We start from the raw sequence: 20,481 nt of genomic DNA, 5'->3' as shown, positions 1-20,481 counted from the left end.
CCGGTCCTCCCGGCGGACAAGAAAACTGTCACCCATCTAATCAGTCCATTCTGTTACCTATCTATCCGGTTCGGACACCGGCCCATCTCTCCCCGTCACTATACGGGGAGAAGATGCCGGCAGGACAATGAGGGGCAGCACTGACTTTGGCGATTGGCGTTCTCCGCTGCAAGTCGGACTTGTCGTTGGCCTAAAGCGATTGCCCTTGCCAACCGTCGCCTCCCCTTGCGTCTGTCTCGCTTTGATGGCTGACTGTCGCGACGCGGGCCGCATTGGGGGATGGGGATGGCGACGGCAAAGCACGTGATGAAGCGCATATTGATGATGTTGGCCGGCTACTTCGTGTCGGTGCTGGTCGGCCTGATCGCCATCGCGGTGATCTATGGCGTGCTCAGTTCCTTGCCCAACGCGCCCAGCTATTTCGACGCCATGGGCGTTTCGCCGATCGCGGTGCTGCTGGTGCCGCCGCTCGGCATGTTCGTCTATTTCCTGACCATCGTGGTGACCGCGCTGCAGACGCTGATCTTCGCGCTGATCGCCGAGTTCTTCTCGCTGCGCAATGTCCTGCTGCACATGGTTTTCGGCGCCGGCGCCGCGGTCGGCGGCTTCGCCTTGATCTGGCCGAGCGCGCCGGAGGATATGGACCCGGAGCGTTGGGTCGACATCGGCATCATTGCCGCTGCCGGCCTTGTCGCCGGCTTGCTCTACTGGCTGATCGCCGGGCGCGACGCCGGCTTCCGGCGGCCACTGTTCGAGCGCTACTAGCTTGCAGACTCATAATCGCGGAGCCACGCCGATCGGCTCATGCGGAGCCTTGAAACAGATTCCGCCGCAATATGAAGGCAGTAGAAAAACGACCTCAAATCGGTCGCTTCTTGCTGCGCCCGAGAGCAGGCATGGCTCGTCATCGTCATGGCGCTGCTGTTCCGAGCGCAGCGGCCAGTACGTCGGCCAGGCCGCGTCCGGCGCTGCCGTCCTCATCAAGGCGCGGATTGTAGATGGTGATCTCGAGGCCGACTGCCTTGCCGCTCGCCAAGGCAAGCCGGAGCGCGGCCGTTAACTCGTCCCACGACAACCCGCCTGGCACGCGAAAATCGACAGCCGGCATGATGACATCGTCGAGACAGTCGGCGTCGAGATGGATGAAGAAGCCGTCCAATTCCGCTCTCGTCAGGTGATCGACCGCTTCGCGTGCGGCGGCCTCGATGCCCGTCGCGCGCACAGTGGGAAGGTCAAGCACCTTGAGCTCCTCGGGGAGCGGCTGGCTTCCGTACTCCTCCTGATCCTTGTGATCGCGATACGCGAAGGCGACAGCGTCTTCAGGGCGGACCAGAGGACCGCGACCTTCGATGTCGGTCAGGAGCGACGGACCGTAGCCGGTGACGAAGGCGAGGTCCATCGAGGCACCCTCACCATTGGGTTCCGCCTCTGGCTGGAAGAAATCGGCGTTGCCGTCAATGAAGAGCAAGCCGTAGCGGCCGCGCCGTCGAAACGCGAGCGCCGAGCCCAGCACGATCGTGCAATCGCCGCCCAGCACCACTGGAAACCCGCCGGCGTCAAGCACCGCTTCCACGGCGTCGGCGAGCTTGGGCGACCACTGCGCAATTGCCCTGGCGTTCAGGGTGCCTGTCTCGGAATCGGGCGTCGGGTCCTTCGGAGGCACAGCCAGCCGCCCGGCGCGGCGCGCCTGGATGCGCTCCGCAAGGCCAAGGTCCAGGAGCCGGCCAGGCAAGCGCTCCACACCGTCGGTCGCCAGGCCCAGCGTGGAGGGGGCTTCGAGAATCGCATAATGGCTCGACACAGGCGCCTCCGCTTCGAGCGCTCAACATCGTTCGTCCCTGCCGAAACACAGTTGCGTTTTGAGCTTGTTCGATAACGATAGCCGCCGCTCCTCGTTCCCTCTCGGCCGCCTTTCCGCTTTCGGTCATGCCGTATTTATGAGTTAACGGCCTACCGAAAGCCCTGGATCAACTCGAAGGCGAGCGAACCGCCTCCGTGGCGTCCAGAGCCTGCTTCAGGCGCGAGTCGCGGTCGTAGACGTCGCCGAAATATTCGACCTTGCCGGACAGATCAGGCCAGGCGGTGAAATAGGCGACATAGACCGGGATCGTGCGTGTCACATTCTCGGTCGAGTGGCCGTGCTTCAGCTTCTCGGCGATATAGTCCACGGAGGTGCCAAGCACCGCCGCCGCCATGCCGCGCGGGTCCTGCAGCCGCACGCAGCCATGGCTGAGCGCGCGCATATCTCGCTGGAAGAATGATTTCTGCGGCGTGTCGTGCATGTAGATCGCGTGCTTGTTGGGGAACAGGATCTTCAACTCGCCCAGCGCGTTGGCCTCGCTCGGCTGCTGGCGCACGCTGTAGGGGATGTTCGCGCCATAGGCGCCCCAGTTGACCGCCGACGAAGGAATGCGCTTGCCGCGCGAATCCGTCACCTCGTAGCCGGCCCGGTCGAGATAGCCCGGATCGTTGCGCAATCTCGGCAGCATCTCGTTGACGATGATCGATTGCGGCACGCCCCAATAGGGATGGAAATCGACCTGCTTGATCTGGTCGTAGAAGAAGGAGGTCTGGTTGGTGGTCCGGCCAACGACGACACGCGTCTTGAGCTTTTCCTCGCCATTGTCGATGTAGCTTGCGGTGAAGGCCGGCTGGTTGATGAAGACGCGCGGGCTGCCAAGATCGGAGGGCAGCCAGCGCAGTTCCTCGAGCGCCACTTCCACCTTCAGCAGCTTGTCGGCCTTGGATGTTCCCGCCAGCGTCGCGACGGTGCGCGGGCCGATGACGCCGTCGCCCTTCATGCCTGCCTTTTGCTGCACGGCCTTGATGACCGGGACCAGTTCCGGATCATAGACTTCGCTGGTGGCCAGCCTGGACAGGATCTCGCCATAGGCGCCGCCCATCTCGTCATCGAGATTGCGCGCGATCAAGGTCAGCAGCTTCGGCAGTTCGGGGCTGGTTTCGCCCGGCTTCAGCAACAGTTTGGGGTCGACGACGATTTCGTTTTCCGCACTGGCCTGCAGAGATTCGAGTTCGACGCGCAGCGCCTGGTATTCCGCACTCTGCGGATGCCGCGATTCGAGATAGGTGCGCACTTGCTGGGTATGCGCCAGCGTCCTCAGCACGCCTTGCAAGTCGAGCGGCTTGGCCGGGAAATCATAGTAGCCGGTCATGCGGTTGGGATCGACGCGGCCGTTCTGGGCGTCATGGGCATAGCGCAGCACACGCGCGGAAAGCGCCATCTCGAAACGGACGAGTTCTTTCAGTTGCGCATTGGCGTCAGTCGTCGATGCGCCGGCAGCGGGCACTTCGACCGTATAGTCGGCGGGCGTGAGACCATAGCTTGAAGCCTCGCCAAGCACCCGAACCGCATCCTGCGCACGGCTGTTGAGGCTGGTTCCGCTTATCCAGATGAAATCCGGATTGGCCGAGTAATACGCGATCAGCGCCTTGGCGATGTCGGGCTCGGCTAAGAGTTCGTAGTCAGCCAAGCTGGCAACCGCTTCACGAAACGCAGCGCCCGTTGCCGACGGCACGAAAGCCGCATCCTGTGGCGTCGCCGGCTCTGGCGTCGGGGCCAGCGCCGAGAAGTCGACGCGAACCAGCCGGTCCGCCTTGTAGGTGTAATAGGATGGGCTGCTGATTCTCGCGCCGCCACCGCCACCGCTGGCCGGAGCCTTCGGCTTTGGTTTGTGCTTCGGTGGCGGGGGCGGAAACTCGCCTTTCGGCGCATGCTTTACGCCGCCGCCGAAAAGCATGTCGAACAGCCCCTGCGCGCCTGCCTGGGGTACACCGAAAGCCAGCGTTGCCGCGATCGCCACCAGCGGCATCACGGTTGCTTTGTTTCCGAGGAATTTCATGAATCACCCGCTCCGGCCGCAACCGGTTCCCGTTCCGCACGCTAGATCGTCCCGCTCACCGCATGGCGGATGTAAGGCGCGACTATACTGATTCATACCGATTTCGTTAAGCTTTCATAAATTTTGGAAAGCCTGTTGCAGAACGGTTTCACAAGATCGTGACGGCTGGAGCGGAGGGTTGTTCCGCCCCAGCCGGAAATCTCTCGGGATCAGGCGTTGGCGCCGCCATCGATGGTCAGGGCAGCGCCGGTGACGAAGCGGCCTTCAGGGCCTGCAAGCCAGGCGACCATACCGGCAATGTCATCGGCCTTGCCGAAACGCGGTGTTGCCATTTTCCGGCGCTGATGCTCGGCATGCGGGCCGTCGGCCGGGTTCATGTCGGTGTCGGTCGAACCGGGATGGACGACGTTGGCGGTGATGCCGCGCGGGCCGAGGTCACGCGCCAGCGCCTTGGTCAGGCCGACCAGCGCCGCCTTGCTGGCCGAATAGGCCGTGAGGCTGCCGTCGGTCGCCCTCTCGGCAAGGTTGCTGCCGATCGAGATGATGCTGCCGCCCTCACCCATATGCACGGCCGCCGCCTTCGAGGCGATGAATGGAGCCCGGAGATTGATCTCCATGGTCTCGTCGAAATCTGCGAGCGACAGCGTGTCGATGGGGGCGGCCCGCCAGATGCCGGCGCTGTTGACCAGGATGTCGAGCCGGCCGAAGGCGGTCACTGCGTCATCGACGGCCTTGTCTATGGCCACCGCATCGCGGCTGTCGGCCTTGATCGCGATGGCGCGGCCGCCCTTGGCCTCGATTTCGGCGACAACCGAGCGGGCCTGCTCCTCGCCATGCACATAAGTCAGCGCGACACTGGCGCCGTCGGCCGCGAGCCGTCGCGCAATCGCCGCACCGATGCCGCGACTGCCGCCGGTGACGAGCGCGGCCTTGCCGCCCAGTTGGTTGGATGACATCGATTTCTCCTTTTGTAACGATCGATACATAAATACCTGTCAGCCTTGCCCGTCGGCGTCAACTTAATTATGTATCGATCAACACAGAAAAGAGCATCATGTCGGAACGAGGCCGCCCCCGCACTTTCGATCGAACCGCAGCCCTGCGCCGCGCGATGGAGGTGTTCTGGGCCCGTGGTTACGAAGGCGCATCGATGAGCGAGCTGACCGCCGCCATGGGCATCAACTCGCCCAGCCTCTACGCTGCCTTCGGCAGCAAGGAGGCGCTGTTCCTGGAGGCGACGGATTTTTACTCGCACACCGAGGGTGCCGACATCTGGCTGGCGCTGGAGGAAGCTCCGACCGCGCGGCAGGCGATCGAACAATTCCTGAGCCTGACGGCGAGGGCCTATGCGCAGAGCGATCGTCCGCAAGGCTGCCTGATCACGCTGGGCGCACTGCATCAGGATTCGAGCCGCGGCGCCATCTGCGACGACCTGCGCCGTCGTCGCGCCGAAAACCACACCGCACTGCAGAAGCGTCTGGAGCGCGGCGTTGCCGAAGGCGAATTGCCGACGGATTTCGATGCGAGCGCCGCCGCGACCTTCTTCGCCACGGTCCAGCACGGCATGTCGATCCAGGCGCGCGACGGCGCCTCGCATAATGCCCTGCTGGCGACGGTAGCCGGGGCCATGGCGGCCTGGAGGACGCTGGCCGGCGGCAGCGCGGCGTGACAAACGCCGGCTGGTGTGCTCGAAATCCGCCAGCAAGGCGGGAGGGATGAGAGCGTGAAAAAGGGTTATCGCGAGCTGCTGGACGAGGCGAACGCCGTGATCGAGGTGGTTTCGCCGGAGGAGGCGGCCGGGCTGATCGACGATGAAGACACCATCTTCGTCGATCTGCGCGATCCACGCGAAGTGGAACGCGACGGCAAGATTCCCGGCGCCAAGCATGTCACGCGCGGCATGCTGGAGTTCTGGATCGACCCCGAAAGCCCTTACCACAAGCCCTTCTTCGCCTCGGGCAAGAACTTCGTGTTCTTCTGCGCCGGCGGCTGGCGCTCGGCGCTGGCCACAAAGACGGCGCAGGACATGGGGCTTTCGCCGGTCAAGCACATCCTTGGCGGCTACACCGCCTGGAAGGCCGCCGGACTGCCGGTCGAACCCGGCGAGAAGAAGAAATAATCTCGACCGCCGCTCAGTGCAGCAGCAATGGCTCGCGATTCGCCACGAAGCCAACCGCGCGTTCGACCACGCCCTTGTCGGCGAGAATGCGGCGGTGGCCGAGCCCGTCGGCCCAGTAGAGCCGCACATGGCCGCCGGCGCCGGCATAGCGCCTTGCATGATCGGCCGAGACTTCGCGGTCGTCCTGCGCATGGATGACCAGGGTCGGCACCGGCGCCTGGGCGAGCTGACGGTCGCCGGTGAATTCGTGCAGGGGGCGGCCGGAAAGATGCTCGACCCGGTCCGCCATGGCGGCTTGCGAGCGCGGGCCGACATTGAGCATGCGGCTGAAGTCGGCAAAGATCGCCGGCAGGGAACTTGGCGCCGCGATCAGCACCAGGCGTCCGGCCGCCAGTGGCGGGATGTTCTTGACCGAACCGGCGATGGCGTTGGCGGCGACGGCGCCGCCGAAGGAATGGCCGACCGCCGCCACGAAGGGGCCGAACCATTCGCCGGCAACCCGCACCGCATCCACCGCATTGACCATGTTCAGGCGCCGGCCCTGCGACTGGCCGTGGCCGGGCAGGTCAAGCGAAACGACCCGGTGGCCGGCGGCGCGATAACCTTCTATCAAGGCGCGCATATATTCGGTGCGCGAGCGCCAGCCATGGACGACGAGCACCGTGCCGGCGGCCGCCCTGCCCGGCTCCGGGCGGAACTCGTGCACCATGACGCAGCCGGTCGCGGTCTTCAGCCGGTGATGACGCGCCTCGGTCATGAACCCGGCCGCACGGTCGACAGCACGGCGCTCGCCATCGCTGAGCGCCTTGACATTCGGGGTGCGGCAGAACAATTCGAACGCCGCGCGTCCGCTAAGCCGCGGCGCGACAAGCTCTGCCGCACCGAACACGCCCCGGATGACCTTCAGCCCGAATGATGCCATAGTGAAAATCCATCCATACGTTCAAGCATGAACATAATAGTTCAAAGATGAACAATAAACAAGAGCTGCCTTGGGATAACCCGCGTTTCCGCAACTGGGTCGCGGTGGCGCGCGCCTGCCATGTGCTGGAGCGCACGCTGGCGGTAAAGCTTGCGCCGCTCGATTTGAAACCGGCGCAGCTCGACGTGCTGATGAACCTCTATCGCCACCCCGGCATGTCGCAGCACGATCTTGCCCGCAAGCTGCTCGTCGGCCGTTCCAACATCACCATGCTTTTGCCGCAGCTGGAAGCGCGTGGCCTGCTGCGCCGCGAAGGCGACGAGAAGGACAAGCGCATCCTGCGGCTTGCCCTCACCGAGGCTGGCGAGGCGCTGTTGATGCAGGCGCTGAAAGTGCATATGGCGCTGATCGAGAAGGCGATGAGCCAGTCGACGCCGGAGCAATGCGACATGATCGGCGAGCAGATGCGCAAGATCTATGATGTGCTGAAAGAGGCGTGACGGCCTTTCAGCCCGGACCTACCACATCGTCTTCTTCGCCCGTTCCGGCCATTCCTTGTCGTAGGTCTCGCCGTCGATGTTCCTGCGGCTGGTGATTTCCAGGATCTGTCCGGGCGTCGGCAGCGACTTCGGGTCGACGTGCCTTGCTGCGTTCCAGAGCTCGGAGCGGACGATGGCCCGGGCGCATTGGAAATAGACCGAGTCGATATCGATGACGGTCACCGATCGAGCCGCCTTGCCTTCCACCGTGAATGACGCGCACAGCGCTGTATCCGTTGTAACATGAGCGCGGCCATTGATGCGCAGCGTCGTGCCCGAACCAGGTACCAGGAACAGCAGCCCAACACGTGGGTCGCGGATAATGTTTTTCAGCGAATCGGCGCGGTTGTTGCCGCGACGGTCCGGCATCATCAGGGTTTTCGGATCATGGATGCGCACAAAGCCGGCGAGATCGCCGCGCGGCGAGCAATCAAGCCCCTCCGGCCCGCTGGTCGCCAGCGCGACAAAGGGCGAGGCTTCGATAAAGGCGGCATATTCGGGAATGATTTGGTCGAGTTCCTTGACCAGCGAGGCCTCGCCTGGAACCCCATAGAGCGCCTCGAGCTGCTCGACCGTGGTGATGACGGACATGTTTTCGCCTCCGAACCTTTGCCGGCGCTACGCCATCTCGATGACGTTTTGACGACAGCGAGGGGAATCAATTTTAGCGGTCCCGGCTCAGGCCCTTTTCCGCAAGCTCCGCGAGATAGGCTTCCCAGCGCGCATCCTTCTCGTGGCCGAGCGCATGCAGGTAATTCCAGGTGAAGATGCCGGTGTCGTGGAAATCGTCGAAGGTGATGCGCACGGCGTAGTTGCCGACTGGCTCGATCTTGAGGATTGCCACATTGCGCTTGCCGGGGACCGTCACCCGCTGATCCGGCGAATGGCCTTGCACTTCGGCCGATGGCGAGGCGACGCGCAGCAGTTCCGCCGGTAATTCGAATGGATGGTGGTCGGGAAAGGTGACGGACAGAAGTTTGCGGTCCTTGGAGACCCTGAGCTCTTTCGGTGCGGTCATGCTGTTCGATCCCGTCTCATCCGCCCTTCCCTACGCCGCTTCGCCAAACGGGAAAAGGCCTGATGAGACCGACCGACATGCGATGTCGGCTGAGAGATGTTACCAAAGATCGAGAGGCGCTATCTTGAATGGCAGGCCGGATCGTATCACATAGCGGTATATAACGAAGCCGTTCACGGCCACAGGAAGCGCTTGAAGCATGGACATGATTGATCCTTTCGGCCGCACGATCAGCTATCTCCGCGTGTCGGTCACCGACCGCTGCGATTTCCGCTGCACCTATTGCATGGCCGAGGACATGGCCTTCCTGCCGAAGAAGGACCTGCTGTCGCTGGAAGAGCTCGACCGGCTGTGCACGGTTTTCATCGAAAAGGGCGTCAGGCGATTGCGCCTGACCGGCGGTGAGCCGCTGGTGCGCAAGAACATCATGCATCTGGTGCGCCAGCTCTCGCGGCATCTCGCCAGCGGCGCGCTGGAAGAGCTGACGCTGACCACCAACGGCTCGCAGCTGTCGCGCTTTGCCGCCGAACTCGCCGATTGCGGCGTCAAGCGCATCAACGTGTCGCTCGATACGCTCGATGCCGACAAGTTCCACAAGATCACCCGCTGGGGCCATCTCGACAAGGTCATGCAAGGCATCGATGCCGCGCAGGCCGCGGGGCTGAAGGTCAAGCTCAACGCGGTGGCATTGAAGGATTTCAACGACGCCGAGCTGCCCGAGATGATGCGCTGGGCGCATGGCCGCGGCATGGACCTGACGGTCATCGAAACCATGCCGATGGGCGAGATCGATGCCGACCGCACCGACCAGTATCTGCCGCTGTCGCTGCTGCGCGCGTCGCTGGAACGCCAGTTCACGCTGACCGACATTCCCTTCAAGACCGGCGGCCCGGCCCGCTATGTCCAGGTCGCAGAGACTGGCGGACGGCTCGGCTTCATCACGCCGATGACGCATAATTTCTGCGAAAGCTGCAACCGCGTCCGGCTGACCTGCACCGGCACCCTCTATATGTGCCTGGGCCAGGAAGATGCCGCCGACCTGCGCGCGCCCTTGCGCGCCTCCGAAGGCAACGAGCTGGTCGCCGATGCAATAGACGAAGCCATCGGCCGCAAGCCCAAGGGCCACGACTTCATCATCGACCGCCGCACCAGCCGCCCATCGGTGTCACGCCATATGAGCGTCACCGGCGGCTGATCTTTTCGTGAAATTCATGCAAGATCGCTTCGGATCATGACTCGAGGCGAGCATGCGGCTGCACTCTTCATTCCTGGCGATTGCGACAATGGCAGCAAGCAGTGCGGTCGCCGCGCCGTTCACTTATGTGAACGAGCGCTTCGGCACCGTCTGCACCTTTCCCGACGAGATCTTCACCGATCGCCAGCCGGAGCCCGATAATGGCGACGGACAGCAATGGCTGAGCGCCGATGGCGCCAGCCTGATCTGCTCCGGCATCCTCAACATAGACAACGATACGCCGAAGGGCTTTGTGGCGGCCGAGAAGGCCAGCGATGAAGCCGGCTACAAGGTGACCTATGGCAAGGCCGGCAGCGATTGGGCGGTGCTGTCGGGCGTTAAGGATGGAAAGATGTTTTACGAGCGACGTCTGTTTGGGAGAGACGGTATCATCCGCACGGTCTGGGTCGACTACCCTCCGGCCCTGAAGTCGAAATACGACCCGCTGGTCGGCGCCATTGCCGGCAGTCTCAAGGGCCATGAAAGTTTCGGACCACACCCCAGAAAAAGTCTTGTTCGCGAACCGCAGCCGGATTTACGGCTAGCTTGTTCCAGCCTAGCCTTCCCTGGAAGCGGATCTTCGCTCACAGGGGGAATACACCATGCGCAAACTCGTTCTTTCTCTAGCCTTGCTTGGTCTCGCGGCCGTGCCCGCTGCGGCACAGTCGATCGGCGGCACTTATGCGGTCGCCGGCACCAACTTCGACGGCTCTGCCTATGGCGGCGAGGCAACCATCACGCTGACCAGCGGGACGACCTGCGCGATCCATTGGGAAACCGGTGGCTCATCTTCCGACGGCATCTGCATGCGCAACGATGATGCCTTCTCGGCCGGCTATGTCATGGGCAAGGATATCGGCCTCGTCGTCTACAAGATGACGGACGACGGCTCGTTGCATGGTCTGTGGACCATCGCCGGCAAGGAAGGCAATGGCACCGAGGTGCTGACGCCGAAGAAGTAAGTTCTGCCGCCATTGCAGGTGATCTTCTGAGCCACAAACAAGGCTGTGGCCCAGCCCTTTGCTGTTGCTGTTTCACGCCCGGCTGTTACAGGCTTGCTGCCTAAAGCGCGTCGCGTTTGAACGGATTCAGGCGACGCGCTTTAGGTCTTTGTTTCTTATGCGTGTCGTTTCCCCAAAACCGAGGTCACTTTTGGGCGACATGCATTAGCAGAACCGGTAGCCGTCTTGCCCCTGTCACCAAATATTCGCGGCGCGTTGTTCATGATGGTGGCGATGGCCGGCTTCTGCCTCAACGATGCCATCACCAAATACTCGTCACAATCGATGAACATGGCGCAGGTCATGTTGATCCGTGGGGCTTTCGCTTCGCTTTTCGTCGGCTTGCTCGCCTGGCAGCGCGGCGCTCTCGCCCGCCCGGGCTCGATGCTGCAGCCTCTGGTCGCCTTGCGCGTGATCAGCGAGGCCGGCGCAACGGTGAGTTTCCTCGTCGCCCTCGCCCATTTGCCGATCGCCGATGTTTCGGCGGTGCTGCAGGCGCTGCCACTGGCGGTGACGATGGGGGCCGCACTCGTCTTTAGCGAGGCTGTCGGCTGGCGGCGCTGGCTGGCCATCGCCATCGGATTTGCCGGTGTGCTGATTATCGTGCGGCCCGGCTTTGAAGGGTTCAGCATCTACTCGCTGGCGGCGCTGGCCAGCGTCGCCTGTTGTGCGGTGCGCGATCTCGCCACCAAGCAGATTCCCAAGGCCATTCCGACATTGCTGGTGTCGACGGCAACCGCGCTTGCCATGACAATCGTCGGTGCGGCGCTGTTGCCGGCAATGGGCGGCTGGACGCCGATGACGGGGGACAGCACAGCCCTGCTGGCTCTGGCCGCGGTGCTGGTGGTGATCGGCTACCAGTTCATCATCATGGCGATGCGGGCGGGCGACATCTCCTTCATCGCGCCGTTCCGCTATACCGCCCTGATCTGGTCAATCCTGCTTGGCCTTTTCATCTTTGCCGATATCCCCGATCCGCCGATGATCGTCGGCGCCACCATCATCATCGGCTCCGGCCTTTATGCGCTCTACCGCGAGCGTGTGGTCGGCCGGCGAAAGATCGTCGCCGAAAGCACGGGGCCGACAATGGTGCCTGACGGAATCTAGCCAGATCATTGAAGGTTCTTGTGATTTCCGACGGCTGGCGTACAGGCTTCGTGGCATGAAGCGAGACATTGCGGGGATCATCCTGGCCGGTGGCCAGTCGAGACGGATGGGCGGTGGCGACAAGAGCCTGTTGCCGCTTGGCGATGGCTGCCTGCTTGACCAGGTCGTGTCGCGCTTCACCCCGCAAATAGAATCGTTGGCGCTCAGCGCCAATGGCGCCCCTGCGCGATTCCTGCGCTTTGGACTGCCGGTGCTTGCCGACAGCGTGCCCGGCTTTGCCGGGCCGCTCGCCGGAATCCTGACCGGCCTCGAATGGGCCGCGGCCAATACGTCTTGCAAAGCGATCGTCAGTGCTGCCGGCGACACGCCTTTCCTGCCGTTGAACCTTGTCGAGCGCCTGGCAGCGGCCGCCGATCGAAGTCCCAGTTCGATTGCCGTAGCCTGCTCGGCCGGCAAGCGGCACCCGACCTTCGCGCTCTGGCCGCTCGGCTGCCGCGATGCCTTGCGGCACTTTCTGGTCGACGAGGATATCAGGCGGGTTTCGGCTTTCATCGACCGGCACGGTTTTGTCGAGGTGGAATTCCCGGTTCTGCAATCGGCGGGGATCGACCCTTTCTTCAACATCAACGAACCGGACGATCTTGTGTCTGCCGAGCGTCTGTTGCAGAGCATCAAGCCATGAACAGACGCGTCTTCGGCATCACCGGCTGGAAGAATTCCGGCAAGACGACTTTGACCGAAAGGCTGGTCACCGAACTTGTCCGGCGCGGCTGGAAGGTGTCGACGGTGAAACACGCCCATCATGATTTCGACATCGACAAACCGGGTGCCGACAGTTTTCGCCACCGGCAGGCCGGCGCCACCGAAGTCGCGATCGTCTCCGGCGTTCGCTGGGCACTGATGCACGAGCTGCGCGGCGAGGATGAGCCGACATTGGAGACTGTCCTGTCGCGGCTTGCCCCTTGCGACCTGGTGCTGGTCGAGGGCTACAAGCGCGAAGCCCACGACAAGATCGAAACCCGCCGGCTGGATGCGAAGGACCGCACGCCGCTTTCGGCGGAGGATCCCAACATCGTCGCTGTCGCAGCCGATTTTGCGATTGAAGGCGAGCAGCTGCCGGTATTCGATCTCGACGATGCAAAATCGATAGCCGACTTCATCGAGCGCACCACCGGGCTCGTTGCTTGAGCGCTGACGCAACGGCAGAATAGCCTTGCCCATTTTTACGGTTTTGCAGTTGCTTTTTTCTTGGAAAGAGTGGGAGTATCGCGCCAGCGGGCGGTCAAAAGCACCGCCCCACAGAGCCGTTCGGAACGACGGCCGGGACCATAAAGAGAGGACCATCATGCGTATTTCACTGCGTATCGCGCTTGCCGCATCGGCCGCGCTGCTGACGCTCGGCATCGCCCAGGCCCAGGAAAAGACCCTGAGGATCGGCACCGAAGGCGCCTACCCGCCATTTAACAATTTGACCGCCGACGGACAGCTCGTTGGCTTCGACATCGACATCGCCAAGGCGCTTTGTGACGAGATGAAGGTCAAGTGCACCTTCTTCGCCCAGGATTGGGACGGCATCATTCCAGCCCTCCAGGCCGGCAAGTTCGATGCCATCGTCGCCTCGATGTCGATCACGCCCGAGCGCAAGGAAAAGGTCGACTTCTCGAACAAATACTACAACACGCCGTCGGCGCTCGCGGTGCCGAAAGACTCGACGCTGAAAGGCGTGACCAAGGAAGATCTCGCCGGCAAGACCATCGGCGTCGCCACCACCACCACGCATTTCAACTATGCCTCGAAGACCTACACCGACAGCACCGTCAAGGGTTATCCGAGCAGCCCCGAGGAGCAGGCCGATCTTGCCAATGGGCGTCTCGACGCCATCCAGGACGATATCGTCGTGCTGCAGCAGTTTCTGGATTCGCCTGATGGCGCCTGCTGCAAGATCCTTGGCCAGCCGTCGCCGCAGCCGGTCGAGATATTCGGGCCGGGCGCCGGCATTGCCGTGCGCAAGGGCGAGACCGACCTGGTCAACAAGCTCAATTCGGCCATCGACGCCATCCGCGCCAATGGAAAATACAAGGAAATCAACGACAAGTACTTCAAGTTCGACGTCTACGGCGCCGAGTCCTGATAAAGGTCAAGACGGCGGGAATTTCCCCGCCGTCTTTCTATTCATCTCAGGAATGCCGTGGAGATAAGACCGGTCGATGCCAGCCCAGAGCATATGGACACTTCTCAGTTGGGGACCCGAAGGCTGGCTTGACGATATTGCCTATGGCGCACTGATCACCATTGCGCTTGCGCTTGCCACGCTGCCCATCGGATTGACGATCGGCTTTTTCATCGCCCTCGCCAAGCAGTCCGAAGAACCCTCGCTGCGCCTTGCCGCCAACATCTACACCACGGTCTTTCGCGGCCTGCCGGAACTGGTGACGCTTTTCCTGTTCTTCTTCGGCATGCCGATCCTGCTGCAGCATCTCGTCAGGTATTTCCGGCCGGACACCACCATCGACGTCAACAGCTTCGTCGCCGGCATGATCGTGCTTGCGCTGATCTTCTCGTCCTATGCCAGCGAGGTTTTTCTTTCCGCCTTCCGCGCCATTCCCAAAGGCCAGTATGAAGGCGGCTATGCCATTGGTCTTTCGAACTGGCTGACCATGCGCAAGGTGATCGTGCCGCAGCTGCTGCGCATCGCGTTCCCCGGCCTGGAGAACTGCTGGCTCAGCCTGCTCAAGGACACATCGCTGGTGTCGGTCGTCGGCCTGGCCGAGACGCTGCGTAACGCTAGCATTGCCGCCCGCGTCACCAAGCATGCTTTCCTGTTCTTCGGTGTCGCCTCGCTGGTGTTTCTTGGCCTGGCCGTCCTGTCGTCCTTCGCCACCAGCGCTATTCTGCGCTCGCTTGGCCGGCAGGAGGCGCAGCGATGAGCGCCACGGCCACAATGGTCGAACGTCCGCCGCCACGGGCGCGCGGCTGGCCGCGCAGGCGTATCGCCGGTTACGCGCTGGTCTGCCTATGGATTTTGTTCGGCATTGGCATCGTCAGCTATCTCTTCCTTGCCTGGAATCCCGCTTTCTTCGCCAAATATGCGCCCGCCTATTTGAGCGGGCTTGGGGTTACGCTCGCGCTGGTTTCTATATCGATGGTGCTCGGCGCGATTCTGTCGGTGCCCGTCGCTTATGGGCGCATGTCCAAGAACCGGATCCTGTCCGGCCTCGCCTATTGCTACGTCTATTTCTTCCGCGGCACGCCGCTGCTGGTGCAGACTTATCTCGTCTATTACGGATTGGGCTCGTTCAGGGTCGAGCTCCAGTCGATCGGCCTCTGGGACTTTTTCAAGGACGCGTTCAATTGCGGCGTCTTTGCCTTTGCGCTCAACACCGCCGCCTATCAGGCCGAGATTCTGCGCGGCGCCATCGAGAGCGTGCCAAGAGGGCAATGGGAAGGGGCGGCATCGCTTGGCCTGCACAAACTGCAAACCTTGCGCAAGATCATCCTGCCGCAAGCCTTGATCGTCGCCTTGCGGCCCTATGGCAACGAACTGATCCTGATGGTCAAGGCTTCCGCCATCGTCGCCATCATCACGGTCTATGATCTGATGGGCAATGCCAAGCTCGCCTTCGCCAACTCGTTCGACATCCAGGCCTATATCTGGGTCGCGCTCGTCTATCTGGTGATGGTCGAGATATTGCGTCATGGAGTCGAATGGATCGAGCGCCGGATCACCGTTCACCTGAAACGCTGACTATTTTCAAATTCAGCTGCACCAGTCGATCCTGCCCTGCGCATCTTGACGAATTGCGCGCAGAGCCTAGACGTCTCGCAGCAAATTCCGTTTCTGAAGGGCAAGCTCATGGCATCTGTTGCATTTCTCGGTCTTGGCGTGATGGGCTATCCGATGGCCGGGCACTTGAAGAACAAGGGCGGCCATGACGTCACCGTCTACAACCGCACCAAGGCCAAGGCCGAGCAATGGGTTGGCCGGCATGGCGGTAGCCTTGCGGCGACGCCAGCACAGGCCGCCGAAGGCAAGGATTTTGTCTTCTCCTGTGTCGGCAATGACGACGATTTGCGTTCGGTGACGACCGGTCCGGAAGGCGCCTTCAAATCGATGAAGAAGGGTTCGGTCTTCATCGACAACACCACGGCCTCGGCCGAGGTCGCTCGCGAGCTGGCGGCGGCGGCGCAAGTCGGTGGTTTTTCGTTTCTCGACGCGCCGGTCTCGGGCGGCCAGGCCGGCGCCGAGAACGGCGTGCTGACCGTCATGGTCGGCGGCGAGCAGGACGCTTTCGACAGAGCGAAGCCTGTCATCGACGCTTTTGCCCGCATGGTCGGCTTGATGGGGTCGGCCGGTGCCGGCCAGCTCACCAAGATGATCAACCAGATCACCATCGCCGGTCTCGTCCAGGGCCTGGCCGAAGGCATCCATTTTGGCAAGAAGGCCGGGCTCGACATCGAGAAGGTGATCGAGGTGATTTCCAAGGGCGCCGCGGGCTCCTGGCAGATGGAGAACCGCCACAAGACGATGAACGCCGGCAAATATGATTTCGGCTTCGCCGTCGACTGGATGCGCAAGGATCTCGGCATCTGCCTGGCCGAGGCCGATCGCAATGGCGCCAGACTGCCGGTCACCGCACTCGTCGACCAGTTCTACAAGGATGTGCAGGCGATGGGTGGCAAGCGCTGGGACACGTCCTCGCTGCTCGCCCGTCTCGAGAAATAGGTTTCTGCGGTGGCAGAGCTTTCGCCTCAGTCAAGTGTCGCGGAAATCGTCGCCCATCTGCGCGCTATCGGATCGGAGGAGAACCGCCTCGGCATGTTGCGCTACGGCATCAAGATCGACCGTGCACTTGGTATCACGCACGGCATGCAGCGGCAGATCGCCAGGAAGATCAAACGCAACCACGAGCGCGCCTTCGAGCTATGGGACACCGGCATCATGGAGGCGCAGTTCATCGCCTCCGTCACGGCTGACCCGAAACGGTTTTCTGCTGAAGATGCAAGACGATGGGCGGCTAGTTTCGACTCCTGGGACATCGTCGACGGCGTCTCCGATCTCTTTGTCGATACGGACGCCTGGAAAGAACTGATCGCCGAGTTTGCGGCCGATGAGCGGGAGTTCGTTCGGCGCACGGCCTTCGCCATGATGGCCTGGTCCGTCGTCCACCGGAAGAAGGAGCCAGGGGCGACCTTCCTCTCCTTCCTGCCGATCATCGAAACGCATGCGAACGACAGCCGCAATTTCGTGAAGAAGGCCGTGAACTGGGCGCTTCGGTCGATCGGCAAACGATCGATGGACATGCACGGCGCTGCCCTGGCTGTCGCCGAACGGCTGGCGCAGTGGGCTGACAAGACGGCGCGCTGGATCGGCAAGGACGCCCTAAGGGAGTTGACCAATGCAAAGACGCTCGCGCGGATCGCCGCCAGGAAAGGCTGACGGCGCGGGATTCCGCTTTCCGGCATGTCTGGATCTCGTCGCCTTATGGTGCGGCTGCCGACATGTGATGCGGCGGGAGCGTTGACGTCATTGGCAGCGGCGTCTTTACTCCAGATTCAAAGGAAGCGGCCAATGAGCAATCCTCTAAAGTCAACCCTGGCGCTCGCTGCCTCTTTGTTTGTGTCCGCGGCCACCGATGCCTCGGCCGAGACCGCGCACATATTCTGGAAGGATCTGCGTCCGGCTACGCAATCCGCCGCCGAAAACGTCGGGCTGCCGATGATCGCGGAAAAATTGCCCGACCATGGCGAGACGCTGTCCCTCAACCTGCAGGACAAAAGCATTCAGCTAGCCGGCTACGCATTGCCGGTCGATCGCGATGGCGATCTCGTCTATCAGTTCCTGCTGGTGCCCTGGACGGGTGCGTGCAGCCACATGCCGACGCCCCCGCCCAACCAGATTGTCTTGGTCACGCCGGCCCGTCCCTACAAAATGTCCGAGGCGTATCAGCCTGTCGCGGTCACCGGCGCGCTGAAGCCGGACATGGAGAAGAGCCAGCTGTTCATCCTCGACGGCGTCAGCGTCATCCAGTCTGGCTACAGCGTCCGCAAGGCAGATGTGGTCGCTGTCGGCAGCGTGCCGGACACCGTCACCCTGCCGGTCAATTCTCCCTGGAGTTTCCTCAACAAAAAGAAGAACTAAGCAGGACAACCTGCTGCAGTTCAGGCGGCGTTGGCACCCGATTCCTTGTCCAGCACCATGTAGTCGAGCGGGATTTCGGTCGTGTACTTGATCTGCTCCATGGCGAAGGATGATGAAACGTCACGGATTTCGATCTTGGCGATCAGCCGCTTGTAGAAGGCGTCATAGGCCGCGATGTCGGGCACCACGACGCGCAGGAGATAGTCGACGTCGCCGCTCATGCGGTAGAACTCGACCACCTCGGGAAACTCCTGGATGACTTCCGAGAAACGCCGCAGCCATTCATGGCTATGCGAATTGGTGCGGATCGACACGAAGACGGTGACGCGCACATTGACCTTTTCATGGTCGAGAATGGCAACGCGCCGCTTGATGACGCCCTCCTCCTCGAGCTTCTGGATGCGCCTCCAGCAAGGCGTCGTCGACAGCCCGACTTTCTTGGCGACGTCGGCGACCGCGAGTGTCGCGTCCTCCTGCAAGAGGCGGAGGATTTTTCTATCGAGGCGATCCATATTTTGCTCCCCAGGGGAATAGATTGGCTATACTCCCCCTTATTTCGACCTTTCACAAGAAAGAAATTCTGCCAATTGACGGAAAAGCGAGTGATTTCTTGCTGAAAGATCATCTGAGGCGATAGCGGATTTCCGAACCAGAAAAGGCAGCAAATCCATTTCAAACCATGGATTCTTCTTCAGCCAGCCGGTGTTGCGCCACGAGGGATGCGGCAGCGGCAGCACTTTGGGACCGACGGAATTCTCCCAGATGGAGCGCCAGTCCATGACCGTTTCCGTCAGTGAGGGCCGGCGCGCCGCACCCATGTGCCAGGACTGCGCATAGATGCCGATCGTCAGCACGAGATCGATCCGTGGCATCGAGGCCATCAATGGCGCGCGCCAGGCCGGCGCGCATTCGCGCCTCGGCGGCAGGTCTCCCCCCTTGGCATCCTGGCCGGGAAAGCAGAAACCCATCGGCACGATGGCGAATTTTTCGATGTCGTAGAATTCGTCGCTCGTCACGCCAAGCCAACTGCGCAAGCGATCGCCGGAGGCGTCGGTGAACGGCATGCCCGACAGATGCACCTTGGTCCCCGGCGCCTGGCTGGCGATCAGGATACGGGCGCTGGACGATGGGCGCAGCACAGGTCGCGGCTCATGCGGCAACGGCTTACCGGCCGGATTTTCCACGCAGATGCGACAGGCGCGGACCTTGGCGACGAGGTTTTCGAGTTCGGCAGTCATTCTCAGGCTGATGCGCTCGGCCGGCTGGAGACGGCCTGATGCCAGCGCAACACATTCGCGCAATCATCCGGCACCTTGATGCGTGCCGGCTTCATGAAGTCCACAGCGATCAGGCCGGTGATGTCGGCGATCGAATAGCTGTCACCGGCGATGAACTCCCGGCTGCCCAGTTCTCCATCCAGCAGCCTAAGGAACGCCACGGCCTTCGGCTTGTTGGCCTCGCCCCATTCCGAGACCTGCGGGATTTCCCATTCCTTCATGGCCGGATGGGTGTGCCGGAAGGCCTGCGTGACGCAGCTGAGCAAATTGAATTCCATCCGCCTCTGCCACATCTCGACCTGCGCCCTGCCGAGTGCGCCACGCCCGAACAGGGCCGGTTCGGGATGCAGTTCCTCGAAATAACGGCAGATGGCGACGGATTCCGTGATGACGGTGCCGTCGTCGAGTTCCAGCACCGGCAGGCGCTGCAAGGGATTGCGCGAGCTGACCGCCTGTTGCCTGTGTTCCAGCGCCCCCATGTCGATGGGCACCTGTGGAACTTCGATGCCTTTCTCGGCCAGGAAAACGCGGACCCGCCTTGGGTTGGGCGCCCGGCCACCGTCGAAGAGTTTCATTCCATCCTCCTGTTCGTTCTCGGTTCGGCTTTCAGGACGCGCATCACCAGAAGCGAAAAATCTCGCGCACGGCATCGCCGATCGACGCCAGTGTGCCGTGCTTCTTCTCGACGACTTCGCCGTGATGGCTGTCTCGCCAATCCTGCGGCTGATCGAACGTTCCCGCCCAGATGCCGGCCTTTCCCGCCCGGGCGACGGCCTCCTCGCTCTCGAAGTCGCCATAGGCAACCGCCCAGCCCGCCTCGACCTGCGCGCGGTTGAGATCCTTGCCGCCGGCGGTGCAGTCGCCGAGCAGCCGGCCATAACGATCACGCTGCCAGCCGGTACAGGAGACGGGCTTGCCGGCGATCAGGCGAACCAGCGACTGGCGCGCAAGCGTGCCGCAGGAATAGTCAGTACCGTTCTTGCGGCAGGTCTGCGTATATTCCGGAGCATCGATGCCGCGCATGCGGATACGCTCAGTGCCTAGCGTGATCGAATCGCCGTCGTTGATGATTGCCAGGCCCTGTGTCTTGCGTGTCTCCACCCGGTCGAGGCGGGCCGCCAGCAGGATCAGCAGTCCGAGGATGATGACGGCAAGCCCGTAATCCACCAGCCGGCGCCACAGGCTTCTGGGGCGCGCAACGTATCTCCGGCGCGGTCTTGGCGACCATGAGCGGCTCATATGGCAAACGGTTGGTTAATCATTCG

At 62.3% G+C, this 20,481-nt stretch carries 25 protein-coding genes and 1 pseudogene; 15 read left to right on the top strand and 11 right to left on the bottom strand.

Annotation, left to right across the window (positions count from 1 at the left end):
• Window positions 1-279: 279 nt before the first annotated feature.
• A complete protein-coding gene (locus AC0L2U_RS18680; RefSeq protein WP_164873849.1) occupies window positions 280-765 on the top strand; it encodes a hypothetical protein in 486 nt (161 codons plus the stop codon).
• A 145-nt stretch (window positions 766-910) separates the two neighbouring features.
• Here AC0L2U_RS18680 and AC0L2U_RS18675 read toward each other — a convergent pair whose 3' ends face one another.
• The 3 genes from AC0L2U_RS18675 to AC0L2U_RS18665 all read right to left on the bottom strand — a co-directional run bounded on the left by AC0L2U_RS18675 (window position 911) and on the right by AC0L2U_RS18665 (window position 4,816).
• Window positions 911-1,801: an arginase family protein gene (locus tag AC0L2U_RS18675; protein WP_292635011.1), complete on the bottom strand. Its 891-nt coding sequence runs from the start codon at window positions 1,799-1,801 to the stop codon at window positions 911-913.
• Window positions 1,802-1,967: 166 nt separating this feature from the next.
• Window positions 1,968-3,860 (bottom strand): L,D-transpeptidase family protein, encoded by a 1,893-nt coding sequence (locus tag AC0L2U_RS18670; RefSeq protein ID WP_473602436.1) that lies wholly within the window; start codon window positions 3,858-3,860, stop codon window positions 1,968-1,970.
• Window positions 3,861-4,069: 209 nt separating this feature from the next.
• Complete coding sequence (locus AC0L2U_RS18665) at window positions 4,070-4,816, bottom strand: 3-oxoacyl-ACP reductase family protein (protein WP_473602435.1); 747 nt, start codon at window positions 4,814-4,816, stop codon at window positions 4,070-4,072.
• 98 nt (window positions 4,817-4,914) lie between these two features.
• Between AC0L2U_RS18665 and AC0L2U_RS18660 the strand changes: the two genes are divergently transcribed.
• Together AC0L2U_RS18660 and AC0L2U_RS18655 are read left to right on the top strand one after the other, a co-directional pair.
• Window positions 4,915-5,529: a TetR/AcrR family transcriptional regulator gene (locus AC0L2U_RS18660; protein WP_128289167.1), complete on the top strand. Its 615-nt coding sequence runs from the start codon at window positions 4,915-4,917 to the stop codon at window positions 5,527-5,529.
• 54 nt (window positions 5,530-5,583) lie between these two features.
• The gene (locus AC0L2U_RS18655; RefSeq protein ID WP_127270856.1) at window positions 5,584-5,979 is read left to right on the top strand and encodes a rhodanese-like domain-containing protein; all 396 of its coding nucleotides are present in this window, start codon (window positions 5,584-5,586) and stop codon (window positions 5,977-5,979) included.
• A gap of 13 nt (window positions 5,980-5,992) precedes the next feature.
• Here AC0L2U_RS18655 and AC0L2U_RS18650 read toward each other — a convergent pair whose 3' ends face one another.
• Complete coding sequence (locus AC0L2U_RS18650) at window positions 5,993-6,901, bottom strand: alpha/beta hydrolase (RefSeq protein WP_292696995.1); 909 nt, start codon at window positions 6,899-6,901, stop codon at window positions 5,993-5,995.
• A gap of 47 nt (window positions 6,902-6,948) precedes the next feature.
• Here AC0L2U_RS18650 and AC0L2U_RS18645 point away from each other — a divergent pair, with 47 nt between their 5' ends.
• Window positions 6,949-7,401, top strand: coding sequence for a MarR family winged helix-turn-helix transcriptional regulator (locus AC0L2U_RS18645; RefSeq protein ID WP_023813960.1), 453 nt, complete (start codon window positions 6,949-6,951; stop codon window positions 7,399-7,401).
• Window positions 7,402-7,419: 18 nt separating this feature from the next.
• Here AC0L2U_RS18645 and AC0L2U_RS18640 read toward each other — a convergent pair whose 3' ends face one another.
• Both AC0L2U_RS18640 and AC0L2U_RS18635 read right to left on the bottom strand, forming a co-directional pair.
• Window positions 7,420-8,031, bottom strand: a complete 612-nt coding sequence (locus AC0L2U_RS18640) for a pyridoxamine 5'-phosphate oxidase family protein (protein ID WP_128289165.1) — start codon at window positions 8,029-8,031, stop codon at window positions 7,420-7,422.
• Between the two features lie 73 nt (window positions 8,032-8,104).
• Window positions 8,105-8,458, bottom strand: a complete 354-nt coding sequence (locus AC0L2U_RS18635; protein WP_127810416.1) for a gamma-butyrobetaine hydroxylase family protein — start codon at window positions 8,456-8,458, stop codon at window positions 8,105-8,107.
• Window positions 8,459-8,657: 199 nt separating this feature from the next.
• On the opposite strand from AC0L2U_RS18635, the gene moaA reads away from it, so the two are divergent.
• Window positions 8,658-9,653 carry a GTP 3',8-cyclase MoaA gene (gene moaA, locus AC0L2U_RS18630; protein ID WP_127270849.1) on the top strand — a complete coding sequence of 332 codons (996 nt, stop codon included), beginning with the start codon at window positions 8,658-8,660 and terminating at the stop codon, window positions 9,651-9,653.
• A 67-nt stretch (window positions 9,654-9,720) separates the two neighbouring features.
• Here the strand turns inward: moaA and AC0L2U_RS18625 are convergent, their stop codons facing one another.
• Window positions 9,721-10,173, bottom strand: a complete 453-nt coding sequence (locus AC0L2U_RS18625; RefSeq protein WP_164895708.1) for a hypothetical protein — start codon at window positions 10,171-10,173, stop codon at window positions 9,721-9,723.
• A gap of 121 nt (window positions 10,174-10,294) precedes the next feature.
• Between AC0L2U_RS18625 and AC0L2U_RS18620 the strand changes: the two genes are divergently transcribed.
• The 10 genes from AC0L2U_RS18620 (at window position 10,295) to AC0L2U_RS18575 (ending at window position 17,939) form a co-directional block, all read left to right on the top strand.
• Entirely contained in the window at window positions 10,295-10,654 is a 360-nt protein-coding gene (locus AC0L2U_RS18620) for a hypothetical protein (protein ID WP_128289163.1), read from the top strand.
• Between the two features lie 225 nt (window positions 10,655-10,879).
• Window positions 10,880-11,800 carry a DMT family transporter gene (locus AC0L2U_RS18615; RefSeq protein ID WP_128289162.1) on the top strand — a complete coding sequence of 307 codons (921 nt, stop codon included), beginning with the start codon at window positions 10,880-10,882 and terminating at the stop codon, window positions 11,798-11,800.
• Window positions 11,801-11,855: 55 nt separating this feature from the next.
• Window positions 11,856-12,482 carry a molybdenum cofactor guanylyltransferase MobA gene (gene mobA / locus AC0L2U_RS18610; protein ID WP_127408648.1) on the top strand — a complete coding sequence of 209 codons (627 nt, stop codon included), beginning with the start codon at window positions 11,856-11,858 and terminating at the stop codon, window positions 12,480-12,482.
• Window positions 12,479-12,988 (top strand): molybdopterin-guanine dinucleotide biosynthesis protein B, encoded by a 510-nt coding sequence (mobB, locus tag AC0L2U_RS18605; RefSeq protein WP_127269775.1) that lies wholly within the window; start codon window positions 12,479-12,481, stop codon window positions 12,986-12,988. The genes mobA and mobB overlap by 4 nt, the downstream gene beginning before the upstream one ends.
• A gap of 157 nt (window positions 12,989-13,145) precedes the next feature.
• On the top strand, window positions 13,146-13,931 hold the full coding sequence (locus tag AC0L2U_RS18600; protein ID WP_473602434.1) for an ABC transporter substrate-binding protein: 786 nt from the start codon (window positions 13,146-13,148) through the stop codon (window positions 13,929-13,931).
• Window positions 13,932-14,007: 76 nt separating this feature from the next.
• Entirely contained in the window at window positions 14,008-14,727 is a 720-nt protein-coding gene (locus tag AC0L2U_RS18595) for an ABC transporter permease (RefSeq protein ID WP_127270845.1), read from the top strand.
• Window positions 14,724-15,545 (top strand): ABC transporter permease, encoded by an 822-nt coding sequence (locus tag AC0L2U_RS18590; RefSeq protein WP_127810422.1) that lies wholly within the window; start codon window positions 14,724-14,726, stop codon window positions 15,543-15,545. Before AC0L2U_RS18595 ends, AC0L2U_RS18590 begins: the two co-directional genes overlap by 4 nt.
• 108 nt (window positions 15,546-15,653) lie before the next feature.
• The gene (locus AC0L2U_RS18585) at window positions 15,654-16,523 is read left to right on the top strand and encodes an NAD(P)-dependent oxidoreductase (RefSeq protein ID WP_127397788.1); all 870 of its coding nucleotides are present in this window, start codon (window positions 15,654-15,656) and stop codon (window positions 16,521-16,523) included.
• 9 nt (window positions 16,524-16,532) lie between these two features.
• Entirely contained in the window at window positions 16,533-17,237 is a 705-nt protein-coding gene (locus tag AC0L2U_RS18580) for a DNA alkylation repair protein (RefSeq protein WP_473602433.1), read from the top strand.
• Window positions 17,238-17,369: 132 nt separating this feature from the next.
• Window positions 17,370-17,939: a DUF3299 domain-containing protein gene (locus AC0L2U_RS18575; RefSeq protein WP_127811397.1), complete on the top strand. Its 570-nt coding sequence runs from the start codon at window positions 17,370-17,372 to the stop codon at window positions 17,937-17,939.
• 20 nt (window positions 17,940-17,959) lie between these two features.
• Here the strand turns inward: AC0L2U_RS18575 and AC0L2U_RS18570 are convergent, their stop codons facing one another.
• From AC0L2U_RS18570 to AC0L2U_RS18555, 4 genes and pseudogenes are all read right to left on the bottom strand, one after another.
• Window positions 17,960-18,451 carry an Lrp/AsnC family transcriptional regulator gene (locus tag AC0L2U_RS18570; RefSeq protein WP_006205209.1) on the bottom strand — a complete coding sequence of 164 codons (492 nt, stop codon included), beginning with the start codon at window positions 18,449-18,451 and terminating at the stop codon, window positions 17,960-17,962.
• Window positions 18,452-18,560: 109 nt separating this feature from the next.
• Window positions 18,561-19,240 (bottom strand): annotated as a pseudogene (locus AC0L2U_RS18565) (uracil-DNA glycosylase family protein).
• Window positions 19,180-19,791 (bottom strand): glutathione S-transferase, encoded by a 612-nt coding sequence (locus AC0L2U_RS18560; protein WP_127810426.1) that lies wholly within the window; start codon window positions 19,789-19,791, stop codon window positions 19,180-19,182. The pseudogene AC0L2U_RS18565 and the gene AC0L2U_RS18560 overlap by 61 nt, the downstream one beginning before the upstream one ends.
• A 43-nt stretch (window positions 19,792-19,834) precedes the next feature.
• A complete protein-coding gene (locus tag AC0L2U_RS18555) occupies window positions 19,835-20,455 on the bottom strand; it encodes a thermonuclease family protein (protein ID WP_127810427.1) in 621 nt (206 codons plus the stop codon).
• Window positions 20,456-20,481: the final 26 nt, after the last annotated feature.

The organism is Mesorhizobium sp. WSM4808 (assembly GCF_055811675.1).
The sequence above is the reverse complement of the archived record's forward strand: the minus strand, read 5'-3'. Positions and strand labels throughout refer to the sequence as shown.